This is a genomic window from Rossellomorea sp. y25, assembly GCF_038049935.1.
Taxonomy (GTDB): domain Bacteria; phylum Bacillota; class Bacilli; order Bacillales; family Bacillaceae_B; genus Rossellomorea.
Window position 1 is genome coordinate 1,634,890 of record NZ_CP145886.1, and the last position, 21,130, is coordinate 1,656,019.

Genomic DNA, 21,130 nt, shown 5'->3' on the forward strand with positions numbered 1-21,130 from the left:
TGGATTAGATTAAGAAGATATACCCACAGTTTCCAAATACGTTCTGGGTTAAAGATTAAAACGTTTTTGCAGGTAGCGTCCGATCCCGTCGTCTTCATTCGAAAATGTCACTTCATTTGCAATATCTTTAAGGGGATCAATGGCATTCCCCATGGCAACCCCAGTGCCTGCATATTCAAGCATTTCAAGATCGTTATCTTCATCTCCGAATGCAATAATGCGTTCTTGCGGAATATTTAAAGATGAAGCAACTCGTTCAATTCCGACAGCTTTATTCAATCCTGATTTAACGATTTCGATGATGTGCCACGGTGCAGCCCAACGGCGATGGTCAATCAATTCTGCATGAACATCATCTAAATGTGCACGTATCTCTGGTACATCTTCTTCTTCAGCGTGAATGAGCATGGAAGTGGGATGATCAGATAGTACACTGCGGATATCCCCTGTTGAAATGGAGGGATTGCCCATCATGAATACGTCTATAATCTTTTCATCATGATAATGCAGATACACATCATCCATCACTTCGGCAACAATGTTACGGAATTTAAAATCGTCACATGCATTAATAATTTGTTTGGCCACCTTTAAATCCATCGGCTCATGAAACATCCCCCATGAATCATCAGTGGGATGATGCACAAATGCGCCGTTGAAGTTTACGATGGGAGTTGTCAGCTTTAATTGTTGATAATACAATTCACTGGCACGATAAGGTCTGCCTGTTGCAATCATAACTTCATGCCCTTTATGGCGTGCTTTTTTTAGTATTTCGCGGGTTTTTGTTGAAATCTTCTTCTCATCTGTTAAAAGTGTTCCGTCTAAATCCAGAACGATCAAGTGTTTTTCTTGTGAACTCATGAATACAAATCCCCAATCTAATTGGTATTAAGGCAATTCTAGTGTAGCGTTAGACAATGAAAGTTGTCCACTGCCGCTTCAACTAATTTAATAAATGTTTACAAACACTTTCGATTTAAATATTATACATACTACCAAATCTAGGATATCATAGTAAAGTGAAATGCAGTCAGGAAGGAGAGAATACACATGATTTTAGTTGATAAATCGACCATTCAAACCATTCCATTTCTTCATCTCGTGAAGGAAGAGGATGTAGATAAGCCAATACCCGTTTGCTTTTTCATTCACGGATTTACGAGTGCGAAAGAGCATAATTTACATTATGCCTATTATTTGGCTGAAAAGGGATTCAGAGTCATCCTTCCCGATTGTTTAGAGCACGGAGAACGATCTACTGGCAAATCAGAGCATCAATTAGGAGAAGTCTTCTGGAAGATCGTCTTACATACGATTCATGAATTATCGACTCTTAAAGGGCATTTCGAAGAAAAAGGATTGCTCGTACCAAATGGAATCGGGGTTGCAGGGACCTCTATGGGTGGGATTGTCACACTTGGAGCGTTAACTCAATATGAGTGGATTTCATCTGCTGTCTCGTTAATGGGAAATCCTACATATGTGAAATTTGCTCAAGCCCAGTTAGCTCAAGTCGAATCGTTAGGTTATGAATTGCCATTCAGTGAAGAAGAAATAGGAAATATGTTAAATGAACTCGCTCACTACGACTTAAGTCTTCAGCCTGAGAAACTTGGGGGCAGACCTCTTATGTTCTGGCACGGAAAACGGGACAAGGTTGTACCGTTTAACCTTACACAAGAGTTCTACCAGAGCATCCTGCCTTATTATGAATCACAGGAAGACAACCTGTTATTTATTGAAGACGATAAAGCAGATCATAAAGTATCAAGAGAAGGCGTGTTAAAGCTGGTAGAGTGGTTTGAGAAGCATTTATCAGCCTAACCTTTTGTTTTATGCACGTTAATTTGTTAAGATGAGTAGTGAAAATAGATAAGCATCAAGCATGGATAGAGGAAGGAGAGTTAGCATGGATCAGGATCTTAAAGATAATTTGATGGGTGCACTTGAACAGGTTGTTGACCCTGAATTAGGAATAGACATTGTTAATTTAGGTCTGGTATATGACGTGGATCTAGATGAAGAAGGTAAAGCAACGGTCACTATGACCCTTACGTCAATGGGCTGCCCACTCGCTGGTACCATTGTCGATCAAGTGAAAACAGCTCTAAGTGACATTCCGGAAGTAAAAGAAACAGAAGTAGACATCGTCTGGAATCCACCATGGAGCAAAGACAACATGTCCCGCTATGCGAAAATTGCATTGGGAATCAGATAATACCGATATGTAAAAAATCCCCCTGAGGCAAGGGTTGCTTCAGGGGGATTTTTTGTTGAAACGTTTAATCAATCCGACAAATCGAAACCGGACAATTCTCACAATCGATTTCATCTTTAAGGTAGTTCAAATCAAGAATCGTGATATATCCTTTTTCCGACACAAGGACGTTTTCTTTCTTTAATTCACTCAGCAGCCGATTCACGACTTCCCTGGAGGAACCACAGAAATTGGCGAGTTCCTGGTTGGTTAACGGAAAATCAATTAGAATGCCCTTTTCAACTGTTTTTCCGTAACTGTTGGACATACGGATCAGCGTTGAGTAAAGTGCACCTTTTTTCCCGTGAAGAATAAGATCGCGAAACTTCGTTTGGTTTTGTTGATTCTGAATTTGGATCCATTTTAGCCATTGGATGGTCAAGTTACTGTTATTGGATAGTTTTTCTTCGAAGACCTCTTTTGGTAACGCATAAATCTCCGTATTCTCAAGCATTTTTGCACTGAGCATGTAGTATGCATCTTTACTGAATAACGTTAATTCACCAATCACATCATGACTTGAACAGATCCGTAAAGACAATTCCCGTCCGTCAGGAATCACTTTGCTGATTTGGACACGACCGCTTTTAATCAAATATAACTCGTGAGCAGGCCTTCCCTCTTGAAACAGGAAGGATCCTTTTTTGAAATTTTTCACCGTTTTTTTCTCGAAAAATAGTTGCTTAATCTCGGAAGGAACTTCTAGATTTTCACTCATGAGATCACATCATTTCCATCATAATGTCTTATACTCAAAGCTTACCAAAGGAAACAGACAGATAGAAGGGAATTAAGCGAAAATTAATACAGCAGCTCCGACAACGGCACAATAAACGGCAAAATATTTCAAGTTTCCTTTAGCCATAATATTCATGAACCACTTTAATGAGAAGTATGAAGCAATAAGTGATGCAATGAACGCAACTAAGTATGGAATGGCCATTGAAGCAAGATTCGGATCCTCTATAAGATCACTTATTCCGAATACCATAACCCCTACACTTACTGGAATATAGAGGAGGAAAGAGAAACGCAATGCCGTTTCAGCCTTCATTCCACTAGCCATTGCAGCTACGATGGTTGCACCGGAACGACTGATTCCAGGAATAAGGGCCACAGCCTGAGCAAGACCTATGATGATGGCGTCTTTGACATTTAAGTCACCGTCATTTTTTCTTCCTCGAAGGTTACGGATTAACCATAAGGCAATACCTGTAATAATAAGTGTAATTCCTACTGTGATAACAGATGTTAAATGTTCCTCAATCACGTCTCCGAATAATACACCAATCACCCCGGCTGGGATCGTACCAATCAATAAGTAAACAATGAAATGAAAATCACGTTTCGTTTCAGGTGTTTTATGTTTGAAATAGCCTAAGCCATTCACGATCAGACGCATGATATCTTCACGGTAAATAATGAGTACAGCCACTAATGAAGCTGTATTAACCAGGATTTCAAATGTCAAGGTGGCATCCTTTATACCAAGGAAATGCTGGGCTAACAATAAGTGCCCGCTGGATGAAATAGGGATTGGTTCAGTAAACCCTTGAAAAATCCCTAAAAACAAGTATTTCATAATCAGATAAAAATCCATTGTGTATCCTCCAAGCTTTTTTTCTCCACAGTTTTTAATTTAACACCATAAAGGGAAAGACTGTAAAGCCTTTTTCCAAATGTTAACCGAACCGTAACTTGTTTATCATATAAAGCATTCTGATATCCTTCATCTGGCATGCATGAATGTTCGGCCTTGTAGAAAAATAGTAAGGAAGCATCGCTTCGAAAAGGAGGGGTAAGAATGGGACAGTCACGACAATTTAAAGCTGGAGAAAAAGCACCTAATAATGGAGAGTATATAGAAATTGGTGAAACTGGAAGCATGGTGAAAAATCCGCAAAAACTACGGTTGAAAGCGGGAGACCGATTTCCTGAAAACTCCAACCATAATCGTCTTTGGACGTATATGAGAAAACCTTAACCCCATAAGGAACAAGGATGTCGTGGCGACTGTTCACTATTTAGCATGAATGGTGACGTCTATCGGAGGCACTCCTTGTTCCTTTTTCTTTTCCTTTTTTCATCGAAAGGGATATAATAGATGTAAAGGTCAATAAAGGTCAAAATCCGAGGTGAAGCACGATGAAATTTGATAATATGACTCACAGCATTCAAGAAGGATTGGTTTCTGCAGGAGAGGCAGCTAAAGAAAAATTACATACAGATATCACCCTGCTTCATTTGTGGAAATCTCTCCTTGGTTCAGAAAACAGTTTTCTTCGAACGATATATGCCCGTGGAGGGGTAAAAGTAGATGGCCTAAGAGAATGGATTGATGACAGATTAAACGATATCCCTGCTGTGGAGGGAGAAGGGCTGCAGTATGGACAGTTTTTCGCAAGAGATATTCATCAGCTTATGCAAGATAGTGAGGCCTTAAAGACTAAATGGGAAGATGACTATGTATCGGTCGAACATCTTGCCCTTGGGTTATTCATCCAAAGGAACCACCCGATTACGACATACTTAACCAAACATCATCTGACAGAAAAAGAATTAAAGGAGATTATTGAAACGATCAGAGGAGGGAGCAAGGTGAACACACAGAACCCTGAAGTAAAATATGAAGCGTTGAAAAAGTATGGGAGGGATCTTGTTGCCGATGTAAAGTCGGGGAGGATAGATCCAGTCATAGGCAGGGACAGTGAAATCCGCCATGTGATACGTATCCTTTCCCGTAAGACGAAAAATAATCCTGTTCTTATAGGGGAGCCTGGAGTCGGGAAGACTGCGATCGTTGAAGGACTCGCACAGCGGATTGTCAGAAAAGATGTCCCGGAGGGCTTGAAGGATAAAACCATCTTCGAATTGGATATGAGCTCTTTGGTTGCTGGTGCCAAGTTCAGGGGAGAGTTTGAAGAACGGCTAAAGGCAGTATTGCAGGAAGTGAAAAAGAGTGAGGGTCGCATTCTTCTGTTTATCGATGAACTTCATACGATTGTCGGCGCAGGGAAGACGGAAGGAGCAATGGATGCGGGTAATATCTTGAAGCCGATGCTTGCGAGGGGAGAGCTGCATTGTATAGGTGCGACGACTCTCAATGAATACCGTAAGTACATCGAAAAGGATCCCGCTTTGGAAAGGCGATTTCAACAAGTTCTCGTTCAGGAGCCCAATGTAGAAGATACGATATCAATTTTAAGAGGCTTGAAGGAACGTTTTGAAATTCATCATGGAGTCAATATTCATGACCGGGCCATTGTGGCAGCTTCTAAACTTTCTGACCGCTACATTTCTGACCGATTCCTGCCGGACAAAGCCATTGATTTAATCGACGAGGCATGTGCGATGATCCGTACCGAAATTGACTCTATGCCGTCAGAATTGGATGAAGTCACACGTAAAGTGATGCAGCTTGAAATTGAAGAAGCAGCTCTAAATAAGGAAAAGGATCCGGCAAGCCTTGAACGACTCGATAGAATCCGTGAAGATTTAAGTAATCTGAAGGAAAAAGCGACCGCGATGAAGTTAAAATGGGAGCAAGAGAAAGAGAGTATTGGGATTGTTCAGGAGAAGCGGGAAGAACTGGAGAAGCTCAGGCGCATGCTGGAAGAAGCAGAAAGTGATTATGATCTCAACAAAGCAGCAGAGCTTCGTCATGGCAGGATTCCTGCAATGGAAAAAGAGCTTGATACAGTTGAGCAAGAGATGATGAAAGAGCAGGATGGACGCCTGCTGCGAGAAGAAGTAACGGAGGAAGAAGTAGCCAATATTGTATCGAGATGGACAGGGATACCAGTCACTAAACTTGTAGAAGGTGAACGAGAGAAGCTGTTGAAGCTTGATCGTATTCTGCATGAACGGGTGATCGGGCAGGATGAGGCTGTTCAATTGGTGAGTGACGCCGTTATACGTGCGAGAGCAGGGATTAAAGATCCGAATCGTCCGATTGGTTCATTCATTTTCTTAGGTCCTACGGGAGTAGGGAAGACAGAGCTTGCGAAGACACTTGCTCATACGTTGTTTGATAGTGAGGAACAGATGATCCGAATTGATATGTCTGAATATATGGAGAAGCATGCCGTTTCACGTTTGATCGGTGCACCTCCGGGATATGTAGGATATGAAGAAGGCGGTCAGCTGACAGAAGCAATTAGACGAAAACCCTATTCGGTCATTCTTCTTGATGAAATTGAAAAAGCTCATCCAGAAGTATTCAATATTCTTCTGCAAATGCTCGATGATGGGAGGATAACCGATTCTCAAGGAAGGACGGTTGATTGTAAGAACACGGTGATCATTATGACTTCTAACATCGGATCTTCTCATCTCCTCGAACGAAATAAGGGGGAAGAGGAAATGGATATAGAAACGAAGAACCTGGTCATGAGTCAGCTTCGTTCCTCTTTCAGACCGGAGTTCCTTAACAGGGTCGACGACATTATTCTCTTTAAACCATTGAGCATTGAGAATATAAAAGGGATCATCGATAAGCTGGTGGAAGATTTACAAAAACGAGTGGAAGAACAGCATATTTCACTGTCATTGACTGAGAGTGCAAAAGAATTTATAGCACAGTCGGCTTATGATCCAGTTTATGGTGCGCGCCCTCTGAAAAGGTATTTGCAGAGAGAAGTAGAAACCAAACTGGCAAGAGAATTGATTGCTGGAAATATTAAAACGAATGATACCATCACCATTGAGGCAGGGGAAAATGGCTTATTGATCAGTTAGGACCAAATAAAAAAAGCAGCCGGATCTGGCTGCTTTTTTTAGTGCTTTTCGACTGGCTCGTTTGGAATAACAAGCGTGATAATGAATACTAATACCGTTACACAAACCGATAAAATTAATCCTGTTTCAAAGTGAAAAGCAGTTCCATTCATTGAACTTACAACGTAAGTTAACATTTCAGTAAGAGCAAATGCCCAGAAAAACATCCAGAAAAATCTCACGCCAAGTCACCTCATTCCTATGTAATCAACTAATTTATTAGCAATTTGTAACCAATTTCAATCTTTTTTATCTTACCACAGCTTCAGGAAATAATAAATGACTAATCTGTGAAATGTAACCCTTATCATCTTTCCATACCACTCCTGCATAATCGATGGAGGTAACCGACTAAATTTGCAAATATATGGGGTTCTATGGGCTATCTCCCTGACCAATGTTTTCTCCTTACATAAACTATAATGACTTACTATGTAAAAGGAGAAATTCTAATGTATCAGCGATTGTTTCAATTAGAGCAAGAGTGGTGCATGATTCATTATCCTGAACGCCCAAATGGATTCGCTGTAATGGTTATAGGAGATTCCCATCACTATGTAGATGATAAGAGCAGCTTTTGGGTACAACATGAGGCACGCTACAAGTGGATTCAAGAGCTGACCGCCAAAGGATATATTGTTTATTATAGTAATCTTTATGGAGCGAATTGGGGTAGCGATCAAGCCGTGCAGTTAGCCAAGCGACTTTATCAACATGTAAAACGATCTGAAATCATTAATGGAAAGATTCATATATTGGCCGAAGGAATGGGAGCGTTGGTGTTGAAAAACCTCTACCCAAAAATGGAACTAGATATTAGAAGTGCCGTTATGCTCTCACCCTGTGTGTCACTATATGATCATTTAGAACAAGAGAAGGAACAGAAATTCTTTTATAAAAAGATAATAAAAGAACTAGCGCACACGTTTCGATTGAAAGAGGAGGACTGCGAAGCATTCATCAGTCAACAATCAAAGGACTACGAAGTATTTAAAAACATCTCGATTCCACTTTATATTGTTCAGTCAACGACTCTTAATCGTTATAAAAATCAATTCACTCTCATAAAAGATATATATACAGAGCGTTTAGAAAAAGGAACATCAACGGATTTATTCTTTGTGCTTCCTGAAAAGCGTGCTTCTCTCGGAGGGAAATTTGCCTCATACTTTTCTTTACATGAGAAAGAGTTATAACAAACACATTGGAGTGATTGACTTGAATCATGCATTCGTTTTTGCTGCTCAGCAGTTCTTGGGATTTGAACTATGTGATGCCCTTCTTGAGAATGGATGGACCGTGACCGCAATTGATGAAAACAAAGAAGTGAAGGATAAGTGGTTAGAAATTGGAAGGAACTCAAACATTCAATATGTTCCTTATGAAGACTGGGATAAGGAAATACAATCTGGATGCCGTGTGTTCCTTCCATATTATGATCAGGTAAGAGAGAATAAAGTGAGTTACTTGTCAGAAGTAGAAGGGCTGATTTCAAAAAATGAACAACCTCTCACGATCATTCGAATTTATCCCAATAGTGCGATAAATCATAACCATAAGGAAGAAGGAACCGTATTTTACCTTCCAACTTTATACGGAATTCACCAGCCGAATGACTTTCTGTTTGCTCGACTTTTGATTGGAGAAGATGTTGACTCCAATTACATTGATGATCCAAGTGGAGCGATCTATGTGAAGGACGCTGCCCGTTCCATTGTAAATCATTCATCCAATACAGAAGTCTATACGGTGAAAGCACTCTCAAGCAAAAGCTGGAATGAAGCCTTATCTTATGTGACGAAGAGATCTTTTTCACCCCCGCGCATGAATGCCGAACCAAATGGTAAAGAGCTTATTGTCAAACCTTCTAAGTCTCATGAAAGGATATTGAAGGAACAATTAAGAGGGATCACTTTGCATGAAATTCAGGAATAAGAAAATTTTTTCTTTCCATGTAGATAGGGATGAGGGTAAAATAAGTATGATGTAAACATTTTCTATTGATTCTTTTTATAGATGCTGCACGGGCTTTAAAGGAGTTGCTGCAAATGAGTAAGAAATTTTACACCATTTTCTTGATTGTATTCCTCATTGGAATAAGTGGTTGTTCAGCAGGAAACAGTGCTGAAATAGAAAAAGTTGGTTTACTGGTTCCGGAAACCGTAGACGATGGGGTTTGGGGAACAAAAGGATACAAAGGATTATTAAAGATTCAATCCGATTATGATGCTGACGTCTTCTATAAAGAGAGTATAAAGAATGATACATCAATTAAACAAGCGGTAAAAGCATATAATGATGATGAAGTTACTTTAGTGTTTGGTCACGGAAGTGAATATTCCAAGATATTTAACACCCTTTCCGGTGAGTATCCCAATATGCATTTTGTAAGCTTTAATGGAAATGCCACAGAGGAGAATACAACCAGTCTACAATTTAAAGGCTATGCAATGGGCTTCTTCGGAGGCATGACAGCAGCCTATCAATCTAAAACGAATAAAGTCGGAGTGATTGCTGCTTTTGAATGGCAGCCCGAAGTTCAAGGGTTTATTGATGGAGCGAAATTCCAAAAAAGTGAATCTGAGCTCATTATCGAGTATACCAATCACTGGGACGATCAAGACATTGCTTTTGAAAAGCTGGAGGGTTTATTGAATCAGCGAGTCGATGTTGTTTATCCGGCAGGTGACGGCTATAATGTATCTGTAATCGAAAAGCTGAAGGAAAAGGGACTCTATGCCATTGGTTATGTATCTGATCAATCTGATTTAGGGGAATCCACGGTTTTAACGAGTACGGTGCAGCATGCAGATAAGCTGTATGGTGTAGTTGCAGAAAGGTTCGCAAATGACGAGCTCGATTCAGGAAACCTTGAATTTGATTTTGAAGACGGAGTCATTTCCATGGGGAAATATAGTCCTGTCATTCCAAAAGACTTTCAAGCTGAGATGAAGCAACATGTTCAAGCCTATATCGAAACAGGCAAATTGCCGAATGGAAAGGAATCGAAGCAATGAATCAAGACAAAACGATGGAATTTATGCAAATTGCCATGAAGTACTTCCCGCAAGCAAAAGAGCAACTTGATCAAGCGGGTGTTGAGTTCTCTCCTGAGATGCTGCAACCATTTATGACACTGTTTACACAAGTCATGAGTGAAGCCTATGAATTAGGCAAACAGGAAGCCTTACATAACAAGTAAGTGTAGAGGAAAACGGTTCATTGACGATATCAATGAACCGTTTTTTTATTACTTTATAGTCCATTGCTTTAATAGTGGACTGATTTTCTTATAGAGTGGTTTCAATTCATCGATGGAATTCATAATGGAATGAACGCCATCAAGTAATGATCCTTCTTCATTTTTGCCTGCACGCTTCTCCTGAGAAGGATGCGCTTCTTTTTTAGGGATCCTTCCTCCGTACATCATCTGATCAAATGGATGCAGCTTTTTTTCTTCAGACATATTCTCACCCCCTCTGCCTACTACATAACCTATGAGGAGAAGGGTTGTACGAGTATGGTCAAACGCGTAGAAGAAATGGAAAAGAAAAAATAATTGCAGAAAGTAGAAATCTTCGATAAAATTAGTACCAAGTCATAATAATTGATAATAAACTAAAGTATAAGAGAAAAAACATAAAAAAAGAAAGTAGGGAATGCCAGTATGAATACAGGGATTATTGGAATTGGGCGTTACCTTCCCGAGAAAGTCGTAACCAATGCAGATCTTGAGAAAATGGTGGAAACATCAGACGAATGGATTCGTACGAGAACAGGCATTGAAGAGAGGAGAATAGCAGATAATGAAACAGACACATCAGACATGGCTTATGAAGCAGCAAAAACGGCCATCGCAGATGCAGCTATCTCTGCAGAAGAAATTGATCTGATCCTTGTGGCTACGGTCACACCTGACCAGCCATTCCCATCTGTAGCTTGCTTGCTTCAAGAAAGATTAGGAGCAAAGAAAGCCGCAGCAATGGATTTAAGTGCAGCATGTGCCGGATTTATGTATGGTATGATTACGGCAAAGCAGTTTATCGACAATGGCGCGTATAAGCATGTGCTCGTTGTAGGAGTTGAAAAGTTATCAAAAATTACAGATTGGGATGACCGTAATACAGCTGTTCTCTTTGGAGACGCAGCAGGTGCAGCAGTACTTGGGCCTGTTCCAGATGGCAAAGGAATACTTGCCTTTGAATTAGGTGCAGACGGATCGGGTGCAAAACATCTGTACCAGGAAGAAAATATCATCATGAACGGTCGCGAAGTATTTAAATTTGCGGTTCGTCAAATGGGCGAATCGAGCGTAAATGTAATTGAAAAAGCGGGATTAAAGAAGGAAGATGTTGACTTTTTAATTCCCCATCAAGCCAATATTCGTATCATGGAAGCAGCAAGACAACGATTGGAATTGCCGATTGAAAAGATGTCTAAAACGGTAAATAAATACGGTAATACTTCAGCAGCTTCTATCCCTGTTTCTTTAGTTGAAGATTTAGAAGCAGGAAGAGTGAAAGAAAACGATGTAGTCGTCATGGTAGGATTCGGCGGCGGTTTAACCTGGGGCGCCATTATCATGCGCTGGGGTAAATAAATAGAACTCTCTTCTATAACTTGCAGACAAAGGAGATGGAATAAATGAACAAGAAACGTGTAGTTGTAACAGGATTGGGAAGTGTTACCCCGTTAGGTAATGATGTCGAATCAACGTGGACGAATATTTTAGCAGGGAAAACGGGTGTAGGTCCCTTAACGCGCTTAAATGCAGACGATTATCCAGCCAAAGTGGCAGCAGAATTGAAAGATTTCAATATCGAGGATTTCGGTGTTGAGAGAAAAGAAGAAAGAAAAATGGATCGCTTCACTCATTATGCGATTGCAGCTTCGTTAATGGCTGTCAAAGACTCGAAGCTCGACATTACAGACGAAAATGCTCACCGTGTCGGCGTATGGATCGGTTCAGGAATTGGTGGAATGGAAACGTTCGAACAGCAGTATGAAACCTTCCAAAAACGTGGATATCGCAGAGTAAGTCCATTCTTCGTCCCAATGATCATTCCTGATATGGCGGCTGGACAAGTCTCCATCATGCTAGGAGCTAAAGGCTTTAACTCTTGTACAGTAACAGCCTGTGCGACAGGAACTAACTCCATTGGAGATGCGTTTAAAGTCATCCAGCGTGGAGACGCGGATGTCATGGTGTCAGGTGGAGCAGAGGCACCAATCACGAAGATGTCTGTAGCCGGCTTCTGTGCAAATACAGCCCTCTCAACCAATACAGATCCTGAGAAAGCTTCAAGACCATTTGATGCAAATCGTGACGGATTTGTCATGGGAGAAGGAGCGGGTGTCGTTGTTCTGGAAGAGCTTGAGCATGCACTGAAACGCGGAGCGCCGATCTATGCTGAAATCGTAGGCTATGGTTGTACAGGTGATGCGTATCATATCACAGCTCCGGCACCAGCTGGAGAAGGTGGAGCGAGAGCAATGAAAATGGCTTTAGAAGACGGTGGAATCCTACCCGAGCAAATGGATTACATTAATGCTCACGGAACAAGTACTCCATACAATGACAAATACGAAACGATGGCTGTAAAAGAAGTATTCGGAGAGCATGCCTATAAATTAGCCATGAGTTCAACGAAATCAATGACAGGTCACCTTCTTGGTGCAGCTGGAGGGGTTGAAGCAATTTTTACAGTATTAGCTATGAAAGACAATGTACTGCCTCCAACAATCAATATCGAAACACCAGATCCGGACTGTGATCTTGATTATGTAGCGAACGAAGCAAGAAAACAGGAAGTGAATGTAGCGATGAGTAACTCATTAGGTTTCGGTGGTCATAATGCTACGATCGTCTTTAAAAAGTATAACAATTAAAATGAGAACGGGTCTGCTAATATGCTAGCAGGCTCGTTTTTTTGTTGTGAACCCTCTTTTTATTACATATACATGATAAAAAGTTGGGAAAGAGGGATGAAGGTGACTGTTGCTCCTACTGATGAATGGCTTGTAGATTCGATTCATAAACCTTTAGAGCTTCTAAAGAAAACGATAAACGGGAAAGAAGATCAAAAGTCGTTTTATCAATACCTCATGAAGCATGGCATGTATAAATCATCACATCACGCAGAGGATATTTATGCAAAAATGAAAGAACGTAAGATATGGGAGCGTTTTTCCCTTTATGAAAAAAAGTATAAACGAAAATGGAATGGCCCGAACGTTCCAATCTATTTATTCCCCGTTCAGGAAAAGAGAGGCATGTTCCAAGCCTCAATGAAAAAATCAGGTGTATGCTTTAAAGACGAAATTTTCTTCTTTGTAGCAGATCAAGAAGATGCCAAAGAATACGAAGCTCTATTTGTTCACGAATACCATCACTGTGTCAGAATGAAACTCTTAAACAAAAAAGATAGCCAATACACCCTATTAGATTCCATCATTTTTGAAGGGCTGGCAGAGTTTGCTGTCAGAGAGTATTGTGGGGAGAAGTATGTAGCTTCCTGGACAAAGGCTTATGAGGAAAAACAAATGTCACTTTATTTCGAGAAGTGGATTAAGCCTAATTTGGATGTGAAACGAAGCAGTCCCCTTCACGACTACTTACTTCTTGGTCAGAAATCTTACCCTAATATGCTGGGGTATGCTGCCGGCTATTACCTGGTACAAAATTATGTTAAGCAAAAGGATAGGTCTACCACAGCTCTATTAGGAAAACCTTCATCGATCTTCTTATCTTAGTAGAATGGGGATCAGCCATTCATATTCTGATTCCTGTGCTGGTGATATTAAATTAAGCTCTTTATATCGTCATATCTTCCATTTGAACTCCATAGACTATAGTAAGAATGGACGAGCTAAATCTCTAATGCGAGGATAGAGGCGGAAGGTATGGTGTTTCGAATGTTTGTATTATTTATAGGGTTTGGACTGGCTGTTTCAGGTGGTGTAAGTTTAATCATCTATTTAAACCTTCTCACTACTGGAATGACCTTTACAGACTATATTCTCTTCGTATCCACCCGAGTCGAATGCTACTTATTTCTCTTAGGGATTCTCATCATCACGATCTCAATCTATATTCCACGAAGGAAAAATAATCACTATCTATAAAACACTTGCTTAACAGGAATAAATTTACACCGATTTGCCTATACTGATTGACAAATAAGATTGTAGCAAAGCGAGGGGTCAATCATGTTATATCTTCATGATGTATGGGTAAATTGGTTCGAAGGCGAAGAAAATGGCTACAATGTCTGTCATTTTCACGAGTGGAGAAAAGAGGACGTTATTGAATTATTAGATCAAGTTCCGCTCATTAAAGTGGACACTGTTCTGTTTCATTACATCGAGAATGATTTATCAGAGTTACCTCAACAACTGCTCAATAATGTCTATCAAAAAGCATACTTGCGAAAAAACCATGAACGAATTCAATTGGATTATTGCTTCATTGTCACAGATGGAACAGGGATACTTGCCGTGGATACAATCGGGTATACCGTTCCAATCAGAAAAAGCAGGCTCATTCCAAGGCAGGAACAACTCGTCTATGAAATGGTAGAAAATCATGAAACGATGCAGTACGTCATTCAGCCTGAAGGAAAGAGAGAGGATTCATACCACATTCTCTCGCCGAGTCCCTATATGATGAGTGGTCTGACAAGAAAAGAAAGACAGTTGAAGCAATTATTATTTATGGCGCTGGATCAGCTTCACAGCTCAAATAACACGGCAGAAATACGATACTGGTACACGGAATGGGCTCCACAGCGATATCGGTCCATTCAAGAGATGGACTTTGAAGAAATTTGGCAAATGTTATACGAAGAAACACAGTATGGCTGGTCGGACAAGCATCTGACTCTCTGCGAGAACTTAATAAAAGGACAACCTTTTTTTGAAAAACTATGGGAAGTGGAGAATCGTCCTAAGGTAAATTAATTGGTGAACGAAAACCTTGAGTCCGTGATGGGCTTGGGGTTTTTTGTTTGGGTAGGGGGAAAAGGTGGTTATGTGAATGTCCATAAAAAAGCCAAGAGCCTAATTTGCAGGCTCTTGGCACCATCACTATTTTCTTTTTCTCTCTTTACGCCCGAGTCCCATGGCCTTTTCCATCTTCTTCAGCATTTTGTTTGCAGCGAAGTTAGCCTTTTCTGCCCCGCGATCAAGGATATCATCAAGCTCGTCAGAATCAATCAATTCATAGTAGCGGTCCTGTACCGGCTTAATGGCCTTGATTACGACTTGAGCCAGGTCAGCTTTGAAGTCTCCATAGCCCTTACCTTCATACTTTTGTTCAAGTTCTTCTATTGAACTGCCTTCAAGAATCGAATAGATAGAAAGGAGGTTTGATACTCCTGGTTTGTTTTCTTTATCGTATTTCACGATTCCATCTGAATCCGTTACAGCACTTTTGATTTTCTTTTCAATCATCTTCGGATCGTCGAGGAGCGTGATAAATGATTTCTGATTTGCATCGGACTTACTCATCTTCTTCAATGGGTCCTGTAGGGACATGACACGAGCCCCAACTTTAGGAATCCGGACTTCCGGAACCGTAAAGATGTTGTTGTATTTATTATTGAAACGCTCAGCAAGATTTCTCGTTAATTCCAGATGCTGCTTCTGATCGTCTCCAACTGGGACTAAGTCTGTTCCATACAGAAGAATATCAGCTGCCATTAATGGGGGATAGGTTAATAATCCTGCAGAAACTGCTTCTTTACCATGTGATTTATCTTTGAATTGTGTCATTCTTTCAAGTTCACCAATATACGTCACACATTGCAGGATCCATCCTGCCTGTGCGTGGGCCGGAACTTCCGATTGAATGAATAGTGTTGATTTATCCGGGTCGATGCCACAAGCAATATAGAGTGCAGCGAGACTGCGGATATTCTTGCGAAGCTCCATTTTATCCTGTGCTACCGTGATTGCATGCTGATCCACTACACAGAAATAACAATTGTATTCCTCCTGCAGCTCAGTGAACTGCTTCATTGCCCCGATGTAATTCCCAAGCGTAATCGTACCACTCGGTTGAATACCACTAAAGATTGTCTTCATCTAACTTCCTCCTCAAAATAAACAAAATAAAAACCCATCCGTCCTATAGAAGATAGGGACGAATGGGATCATTTCCGCGGTGCCACCCTAAGTACTCAAATGAGTCAGCTTAGTCCATGTGAACATGGAACCTCTTTAACGTGAGGTTGATCCGTTATATGCTACTCTATTTCACAAATAAAGCTCAGAAGTCCATTCCCTCTCCATGAATACTTGTTTTCACCAACCACAAGCTCTCTATAATTCAATAATGAAAGGTACTACTCTTCATCAACGCTTATACTCTCATTCATATACATTTATTATATAAAATAAATGTTCGTAATTCAAGTGTACACGAGATAGGACAAAGTGATCGAAAGTACGAGCGAAATAGTACCGACTATAAGAAATGATCGCGTAATGGAATAAGAGCGCTGCATTCCGTATTCTTCATGAGCATCCTTCGTTTCATCCAGTGTATCAAACTGGGAGATGTATTTTCCTTGTTTCGTACTGTTTCTGAATCTCTTAAGAGCATACAAGATTCCGTTGAAAAAACCTTTTTGAAAAATATAAAGGAGGGCTCCTATGGCAACATACGTAATTCCGATAATGAACAAACTGTCTATTATAGAAAGAAGGAGGTTTTTCCCCTGTAGAATAGCAGTCGCAAAGACGATGATGAAAAACAGCAGTGTAGGTATGTAGAAAAAATTTATTCGTTTCATAGTACTCCTTAATTTGTTTTTTATAAAAGTATACATGAAGGGTAAAGAAGAATTCAATCATCGTTCATATATATTCAGTTCAGCATGCAATGTGTGGTAAAAGAGACAGAAATCCTTATAGTGCGTATACATTTGAAACTCCTAACTCCACATAAATCCTTGAAGAGAATAGAGTATAAATTCTATTTTTTATATTTAGTCTGTAAATCTTATAATTATAATAGAAGTAGAGGGGGCGTTGGGGAATGATCCTCCACAATACAATTGAAATTGCCGTAATTAAAATTTACGTTTGTAACAATTGTAATGGGACAAACTCTCTAAAATGAACAGTTAAAACCCTTATACATCAAGGTTTTAACAACAATATACCTATTAATCTGATAATTTTGCAAAAAAACTGTTAAATTCATATTGCAATAATTTCTCTATCATGTATAATAAGTAACAAATCTTCTGAAAATTAGAAGATAAATAAATATGAGATTTACGAGGAGGTCAATTTCAAGATGAAGAAAAAGTTTTCATTCTTGCTAGTTCTTCTTCTGGCTCTAAGTACTTTCTTAGCTGCATGTGGCGGCGACAAGAAAACTGAGGGCAACGAAGGAGCATCTGGTGAAGGCGGCGAGTCTGCTGAAAAGAAAGAACAGGTACTTAACTTACTAGAGAGTTCTGAGATCCCATCAATGGACTCTACTCTAGCAACTGACGCTGTTTCATTTAAAGTAATGAACAACGTATTTGAAGGTCTTTACCGTTTAGGTGAAAATGATGAGGCTGTACTTGGTATGGCTGCTGAAGAACCTCAAATCAGTGAAGATGGTAAAACTTACACGTTCAAACTTCGTGATGCTAAATGGTCTAACGGAGATGCAGTTACTGCTAACGACTTCGTTTACGCTTGGCAAAAAGCTTTAAACCCTGATACTGGTGCAGAGTATGCGTACATCATGTACGATATCAAAAACGCTGCAAAAGTTAACGCTGGTGAAGTTCCAGTTGAAGAATTAGGTGTTAAAGCGGTTGATGAGAAAACTCTAGAAGTTCAGCTTGAAACAGCTGTTCCATATTTCAAAGCTTTACTTTCTTTCGCAACATTCTATCCTCAAAACCAAAAGTTTGTTGAAGAAAAAGGCGATAAATTCGGTCTTGAAGCTGACACTGCAGTTTACAATGGTCCATTCACACTATCTGAGTGGAAGCATGAGCAAAGCTTCAAATTAACTAAGAACGACGGTTACTGGGATGCAGAAACTGTTAAGCTTAAAGAAGTTAACTTCAACATCGTTAAAGATACTGCTACTGGTGTAAACCTTTATGAAACAAACAAAGCGGATGTAGCTGGTCTTTCAGCTGAATTCGTAGATAAATACAAATCAGATGAAAACTTCAAAACAAAGGCTGATACTGCGGTATTCTTCCTTCGTTTAAACCAAAAGAATGAAGTTATGGCTAATGTAAATGCTCGTAAAGCATTTGATGCAGCTTATGACAAGCAAGGTATGGTTGACGTTCTTCTTAACAATGGTTCAATTCCTGCATATTTCTTAGTACCAAAAGATTTCGTTTCTGGCCCAGACGGTGCTGAGTACCGTGAAGCTGTAGGTGATTTCGGTGGTTTCGATCCAGAAAAAGCTGCAGAACATTGGGCTAAAGCGAAAGAAGAGTTAGGTAAAGATTCTATTGAATTAGAACTACTAAACTATGACTCTGACAGCTCTAAGAAAATCGGTGAATTCTTAAAAGAACAATTAGAGCAAAACTTAGAAGGTTTAACTGTTTCAATCAAAGCACAACCATTCAAGCAAAAGCTTGAGTTAGAATCTAAAGGTGATTATGATGTTTCATTCGCCGGATGGGGTCCTGACTATCCAGATCCGATGACATTTGTTGACATGTTCGTAACTGATGGTGCACACAACCAAATGGCTTACTCTAACCCAGAGTATGACAAGTTAATTGAACAAGCTAAAGGTGAACTTCTTGATGATCCTGAAGCTCGTTGGCAAGCAATGGTTGACGCAGAAAAGATTCTTTTCGAAGATCAAGCGATCAGCCCGATGTACCAACGTGGAACTGCTTTCCTAGAGCGTCCATATGTTAAAGGTCTATTACGTCACTCATTTGGTGCAGATGCATCATACAAATGGGCGTACATTGAGTAATAATCGGCTCGATTGAAAAACCTTAAAAGGGAGAGCGTATGCATGAGCATATGCTCTCCTTTTCCAGTGAATGTCGAAAATTATCAAAAAAGTAAAAATACATTGAAAATTTGTCGATAATCGATATAATTAAAAATGTAGAAAAAAATAGACAAAAAAGGGGGGCTAAAGAATGGTCAGATATACAATTCAACGTATCGTTTATATGATCATCACTTTGCTTATCATTGCAACCGCCACTTTCTTTCTGATGAAGCTCCTACCTGGATCTCCACTACAAAACGCAGAAAGGCTGACTCCGGAACAACAACAAATCATAATGGATAAATACGGTCTTAATGATCCGCTGCCAGAACAATATGTGAACTATATGGTCGGGTTAGCGAAAGGAGATTTGGGGTTGTCCTTCCAATACGATAATCGTCCTGTTACACAAATTGTTGGAGATCGTATTGGTCCTTCCGCACTTCTTGGATTCCAAGCTATGGTATTAGGTACTTTCTTAGGGCTACTTATTGGAATTATTGCAGCAATCAAACATAACACATGGCTCGATTATGGTTCGACGTTCCTAGCCGTAATTGGAATATCGATTCCTTCATTCGTATTTGCCGGACTCCTGCAATACTACGTCGGGGTTAAACTTGAATGGCTGCCCGTGGCACTATGGGGAGAATATAAACATACGATTCTTCCAACCTTAGCACTTACAGTATTCGTAGTAGCGACCATTGCTCGTTTTATGCGTACTGAAATGCTGGAAATATTAAACTCCGATTATATTTTACTAGCAAAAGCAAAAGGAATTTCTAAAACGGCAACTGTTGTAAAGCATGCTGTTAGAAATGCTTTAATCCCTATTGTAACAATTCTTGGACCAATGACAGTTGGGGTTATGACAGGATCCCTTGTAGTTGAACGAATTTTCGCAGTCCCTGGTTTAGGGGAACAATTCGTTCTATCGATCAATACAAATGATTACACCGTTATTATGGGGATTACCCTCTTCTTTAGTGCATTATTCATCGGTGTAATATTCTTAGTAGATATTCTTTACGGTATCATTGACCCGCGTATTCGCTTAGCTGGAGGGAAGAAATAATGGAAGCAAACAAAAAGAAACTAGATCAACTTAGTCCAGACCTCTTCCAACCTCAAAAGGCTAGGGAAGACGAGTCAGAGAAAATTTCGCGTCCGAGCTTAAATTTCTGGCAGGACTCATGGATTCGTTTACGGAAGAACAAAGGAGCAATTGCTGGAATCATTATCACGGCAATTATTTTCTTCTTTGCCGCTTTTGGACCAATGATGAACGAGTATAAATTTAGCGATCAAAATATTCGGCATGCAAAGCTGCCACCAAAAATTGAAGCGCTTTCAGGAATTAGTTGGTTACCATTTGACGGAAAAGATGCAGATGGTTTTGATGTATATGAAGCAAGACAAGTTAAAGAAAACTATTGGTTTGGTACAGATGATTTAGGACGTGACCTATGGACACGTACTTGGAACGGTACCCGTATTTCACTTTATATTGGTATTCTTGCAGCGATCATCGATTTTATCATTGGTATTTCATATGGTGGGATTTCTGCCTATTACGGTGGGAAAGTCGACGATGTCATGCAGCGTATTATTGAAATTCTTGTCGGGATTCCAAACTTAATTGTGGTTATCCTCTTTATCTTGATATTCGAGCCTGGTATATTCTCCATAACCATGGCCATGGTTATAACCGGTTGGACCGGTATGGCCCGGATCGTTCGTGGTCAAGTATTACAGTTGAAGAATCAGGAATTTGTTCTAGCTTCACGTACACTTGGTGCTACGAGCAACCGTTTGATCTTTAAACACCTACTTCCAAACGTAATGGGACCTGTTATCATTACCACGATGTTCACAGTGCCTGCTGCGATTTACACAGAAGCATTCTTAAGCTTTATCGGATTGGGGATTGCTCCACCAAGAGCATCACTGGGATCATTGGTTAATGATGGGTACAAATCAATCCAGTCATTTCCGCATATGATGCTGGTTCCATCAGCCGTCATCTCATTAGTCATCTTAAGTTTTAACTTAATGGCCGATGGATTGCGTGATGCACTAGATCCGAAAATGCGTAAGTAATGGAAGGG

23 protein-coding genes and 1 other annotated feature are annotated in these 21,130 nt (G+C 40.0%); of the genes, 16 read left to right on the plus strand and 7 right to left on the minus strand.

Annotated elements, in window-relative coordinates:
* Nucleotides 1-48: 48 nt before the first annotated feature.
* Complete coding sequence (locus AAEM60_RS08140) at nucleotides 49-864, minus strand: Cof-type HAD-IIB family hydrolase (protein WP_299740219.1); 816 nt, start codon at nucleotides 862-864, stop codon at nucleotides 49-51.
* Nucleotides 865-1,053: 189 nt separating this feature from the next.
* Here AAEM60_RS08140 and AAEM60_RS08145 point away from each other — a divergent pair, with 189 nt between their 5' ends.
* Nucleotides 1,054-1,827, plus strand: a complete 774-nt coding sequence (locus AAEM60_RS08145) for a prolyl oligopeptidase family serine peptidase (protein ID WP_299740221.1) — start codon at nucleotides 1,054-1,056, stop codon at nucleotides 1,825-1,827.
* Nucleotides 1,828-1,912: 85 nt separating this feature from the next.
* Nucleotides 1,913-2,221, plus strand: a complete 309-nt coding sequence (locus AAEM60_RS08150) for a metal-sulfur cluster assembly factor (RefSeq protein WP_044337705.1) — start codon at nucleotides 1,913-1,915, stop codon at nucleotides 2,219-2,221.
* A gap of 64 nt (nucleotides 2,222-2,285) precedes the next feature.
* Here AAEM60_RS08150 and AAEM60_RS08155 read toward each other — a convergent pair whose 3' ends face one another.
* Together AAEM60_RS08155 and AAEM60_RS08160 are read right to left on the minus strand one after the other, a co-directional pair.
* Entirely contained in the window at nucleotides 2,286-2,978 is a 693-nt protein-coding gene (locus AAEM60_RS08155; RefSeq protein WP_299740223.1) for a Crp/Fnr family transcriptional regulator, read from the minus strand.
* A gap of 72 nt (nucleotides 2,979-3,050) precedes the next feature.
* Nucleotides 3,051-3,860, minus strand: a complete 810-nt coding sequence (locus AAEM60_RS08160) for an undecaprenyl-diphosphate phosphatase (protein WP_299740225.1) — start codon at nucleotides 3,858-3,860, stop codon at nucleotides 3,051-3,053.
* 204 nt (nucleotides 3,861-4,064) lie between these two features.
* On the opposite strand from AAEM60_RS08160, the gene AAEM60_RS08165 reads away from it, so the two are divergent.
* The gene (locus AAEM60_RS08165; protein ID WP_044337703.1) at nucleotides 4,065-4,244 is read left to right on the plus strand and encodes a YjzC family protein; all 180 of its coding nucleotides are present in this window, start codon (nucleotides 4,065-4,067) and stop codon (nucleotides 4,242-4,244) included.
* Between the two features lie 161 nt (nucleotides 4,245-4,405).
* Entirely contained in the window at nucleotides 4,406-6,997 is a 2,592-nt protein-coding gene (gene clpB / locus AAEM60_RS08170) for an ATP-dependent chaperone ClpB (RefSeq protein WP_299740228.1), read from the plus strand.
* A gap of 38 nt (nucleotides 6,998-7,035) precedes the next feature.
* On the opposite strand, the gene AAEM60_RS08175 is transcribed toward clpB, so the two are convergent.
* Entirely contained in the window at nucleotides 7,036-7,218 is a 183-nt protein-coding gene (locus tag AAEM60_RS08175) for a DUF2929 family protein (RefSeq protein ID WP_299740230.1), read from the minus strand.
* 270 nt (nucleotides 7,219-7,488) lie between these two features.
* On the opposite strand from AAEM60_RS08175, the gene AAEM60_RS08180 reads away from it, so the two are divergent.
* The 4 genes from AAEM60_RS08180 (at nucleotide 7,489) to AAEM60_RS08195 (ending at nucleotide 10,238) form a co-directional block, all read left to right on the plus strand.
* On the plus strand, nucleotides 7,489-8,232 hold the full coding sequence (locus AAEM60_RS08180; protein ID WP_299740232.1) for a hydrolase: 744 nt from the start codon (nucleotides 7,489-7,491) through the stop codon (nucleotides 8,230-8,232).
* 22 nt (nucleotides 8,233-8,254) lie between these two features.
* The gene (locus AAEM60_RS08185; RefSeq protein ID WP_299740234.1) at nucleotides 8,255-8,971 is read left to right on the plus strand and encodes a hypothetical protein; all 717 of its coding nucleotides are present in this window, start codon (nucleotides 8,255-8,257) and stop codon (nucleotides 8,969-8,971) included.
* A 113-nt stretch (nucleotides 8,972-9,084) separates the two neighbouring features.
* Nucleotides 9,085-10,053 carry a BMP family ABC transporter substrate-binding protein gene (locus AAEM60_RS08190; RefSeq protein ID WP_299740236.1) on the plus strand — a complete coding sequence of 323 codons (969 nt, stop codon included), beginning with the start codon at nucleotides 9,085-9,087 and terminating at the stop codon, nucleotides 10,051-10,053.
* Complete coding sequence (locus AAEM60_RS08195; RefSeq protein ID WP_299740238.1) at nucleotides 10,050-10,238, plus strand: ComZ family protein; 189 nt, start codon at nucleotides 10,050-10,052, stop codon at nucleotides 10,236-10,238. The genes AAEM60_RS08190 and AAEM60_RS08195 overlap by 4 nt, the downstream gene beginning before the upstream one ends.
* 48 nt (nucleotides 10,239-10,286) lie before the next feature.
* Here the strand turns inward: AAEM60_RS08195 and AAEM60_RS08200 are convergent, their stop codons facing one another.
* A complete protein-coding gene (locus AAEM60_RS08200; RefSeq protein ID WP_341357801.1) occupies nucleotides 10,287-10,502 on the minus strand; it encodes a hypothetical protein in 216 nt (71 codons plus the stop codon).
* A 201-nt stretch (nucleotides 10,503-10,703) separates the two neighbouring features.
* Between AAEM60_RS08200 and AAEM60_RS08205 the strand changes: the two genes are divergently transcribed.
* The 5 genes from AAEM60_RS08205 (at nucleotide 10,704) to AAEM60_RS08225 (ending at nucleotide 14,995) form a co-directional block, all read left to right on the plus strand.
* Nucleotides 10,704-11,636, plus strand: a complete 933-nt coding sequence (locus AAEM60_RS08205) for a beta-ketoacyl-ACP synthase III (RefSeq protein ID WP_299740242.1) — start codon at nucleotides 10,704-10,706, stop codon at nucleotides 11,634-11,636.
* 44 nt (nucleotides 11,637-11,680) lie between these two features.
* Nucleotides 11,681-12,925, plus strand: coding sequence for a beta-ketoacyl-ACP synthase II (gene fabF / locus AAEM60_RS08210; RefSeq protein WP_341357802.1), 1,245 nt, complete (start codon nucleotides 11,681-11,683; stop codon nucleotides 12,923-12,925).
* A 96-nt stretch (nucleotides 12,926-13,021) separates the two neighbouring features.
* On the plus strand, nucleotides 13,022-13,789 hold the full coding sequence (locus AAEM60_RS08215) for a DUF2268 domain-containing putative Zn-dependent protease (protein WP_341357803.1): 768 nt from the start codon (nucleotides 13,022-13,024) through the stop codon (nucleotides 13,787-13,789).
* 150 nt (nucleotides 13,790-13,939) lie between these two features.
* Nucleotides 13,940-14,161, plus strand: coding sequence for a hypothetical protein (locus tag AAEM60_RS08220; protein WP_299740246.1), 222 nt, complete (start codon nucleotides 13,940-13,942; stop codon nucleotides 14,159-14,161).
* Nucleotides 14,162-14,245: 84 nt separating this feature from the next.
* Nucleotides 14,246-14,995, plus strand: coding sequence for a YjbA family protein (locus AAEM60_RS08225; RefSeq protein WP_299740249.1), 750 nt, complete (start codon nucleotides 14,246-14,248; stop codon nucleotides 14,993-14,995).
* Between the two features lie 126 nt (nucleotides 14,996-15,121).
* On the opposite strand, the gene trpS is transcribed toward AAEM60_RS08225, so the two are convergent.
* Both trpS and AAEM60_RS08235 read right to left on the minus strand, forming a co-directional pair.
* Nucleotides 15,122-16,120 carry a tryptophan--tRNA ligase gene (gene trpS, locus AAEM60_RS08230; protein ID WP_299740251.1) on the minus strand — a complete coding sequence of 333 codons (999 nt, stop codon included), beginning with the start codon at nucleotides 16,118-16,120 and terminating at the stop codon, nucleotides 15,122-15,124.
* 51 nt (nucleotides 16,121-16,171) lie between these two features.
* Nucleotides 16,172-16,403, minus strand: a binding site (T-box leader).
* A 43-nt stretch (nucleotides 16,404-16,446) separates the two neighbouring features.
* The gene (locus AAEM60_RS08235; protein ID WP_299740253.1) at nucleotides 16,447-16,830 is read right to left on the minus strand and encodes a DUF3899 domain-containing protein; all 384 of its coding nucleotides are present in this window, start codon (nucleotides 16,828-16,830) and stop codon (nucleotides 16,447-16,449) included.
* Between the two features lie 509 nt (nucleotides 16,831-17,339).
* On the opposite strand from AAEM60_RS08235, the gene AAEM60_RS08240 reads away from it, so the two are divergent.
* From AAEM60_RS08240 to opp3C, 3 genes are all read left to right on the plus strand, one after another.
* Nucleotides 17,340-18,995 carry a peptide ABC transporter substrate-binding protein gene (locus AAEM60_RS08240; protein WP_299740255.1) on the plus strand — a complete coding sequence of 552 codons (1,656 nt, stop codon included), beginning with the start codon at nucleotides 17,340-17,342 and terminating at the stop codon, nucleotides 18,993-18,995.
* A 172-nt stretch (nucleotides 18,996-19,167) separates the two neighbouring features.
* The gene (gene opp3b, locus AAEM60_RS08245) at nucleotides 19,168-20,097 is read left to right on the plus strand and encodes an oligopeptide ABC transporter permease (protein WP_299740257.1); all 930 of its coding nucleotides are present in this window, start codon (nucleotides 19,168-19,170) and stop codon (nucleotides 20,095-20,097) included.
* A complete protein-coding gene (opp3C, locus tag AAEM60_RS08250) occupies nucleotides 20,097-21,122 on the plus strand; it encodes an oligopeptide ABC transporter permease (RefSeq protein ID WP_299740259.1) in 1,026 nt (341 codons plus the stop codon). Before opp3b ends, opp3C begins: the two co-directional genes overlap by 1 nt.
* Nucleotides 21,123-21,130: the final 8 nt, after the last annotated feature.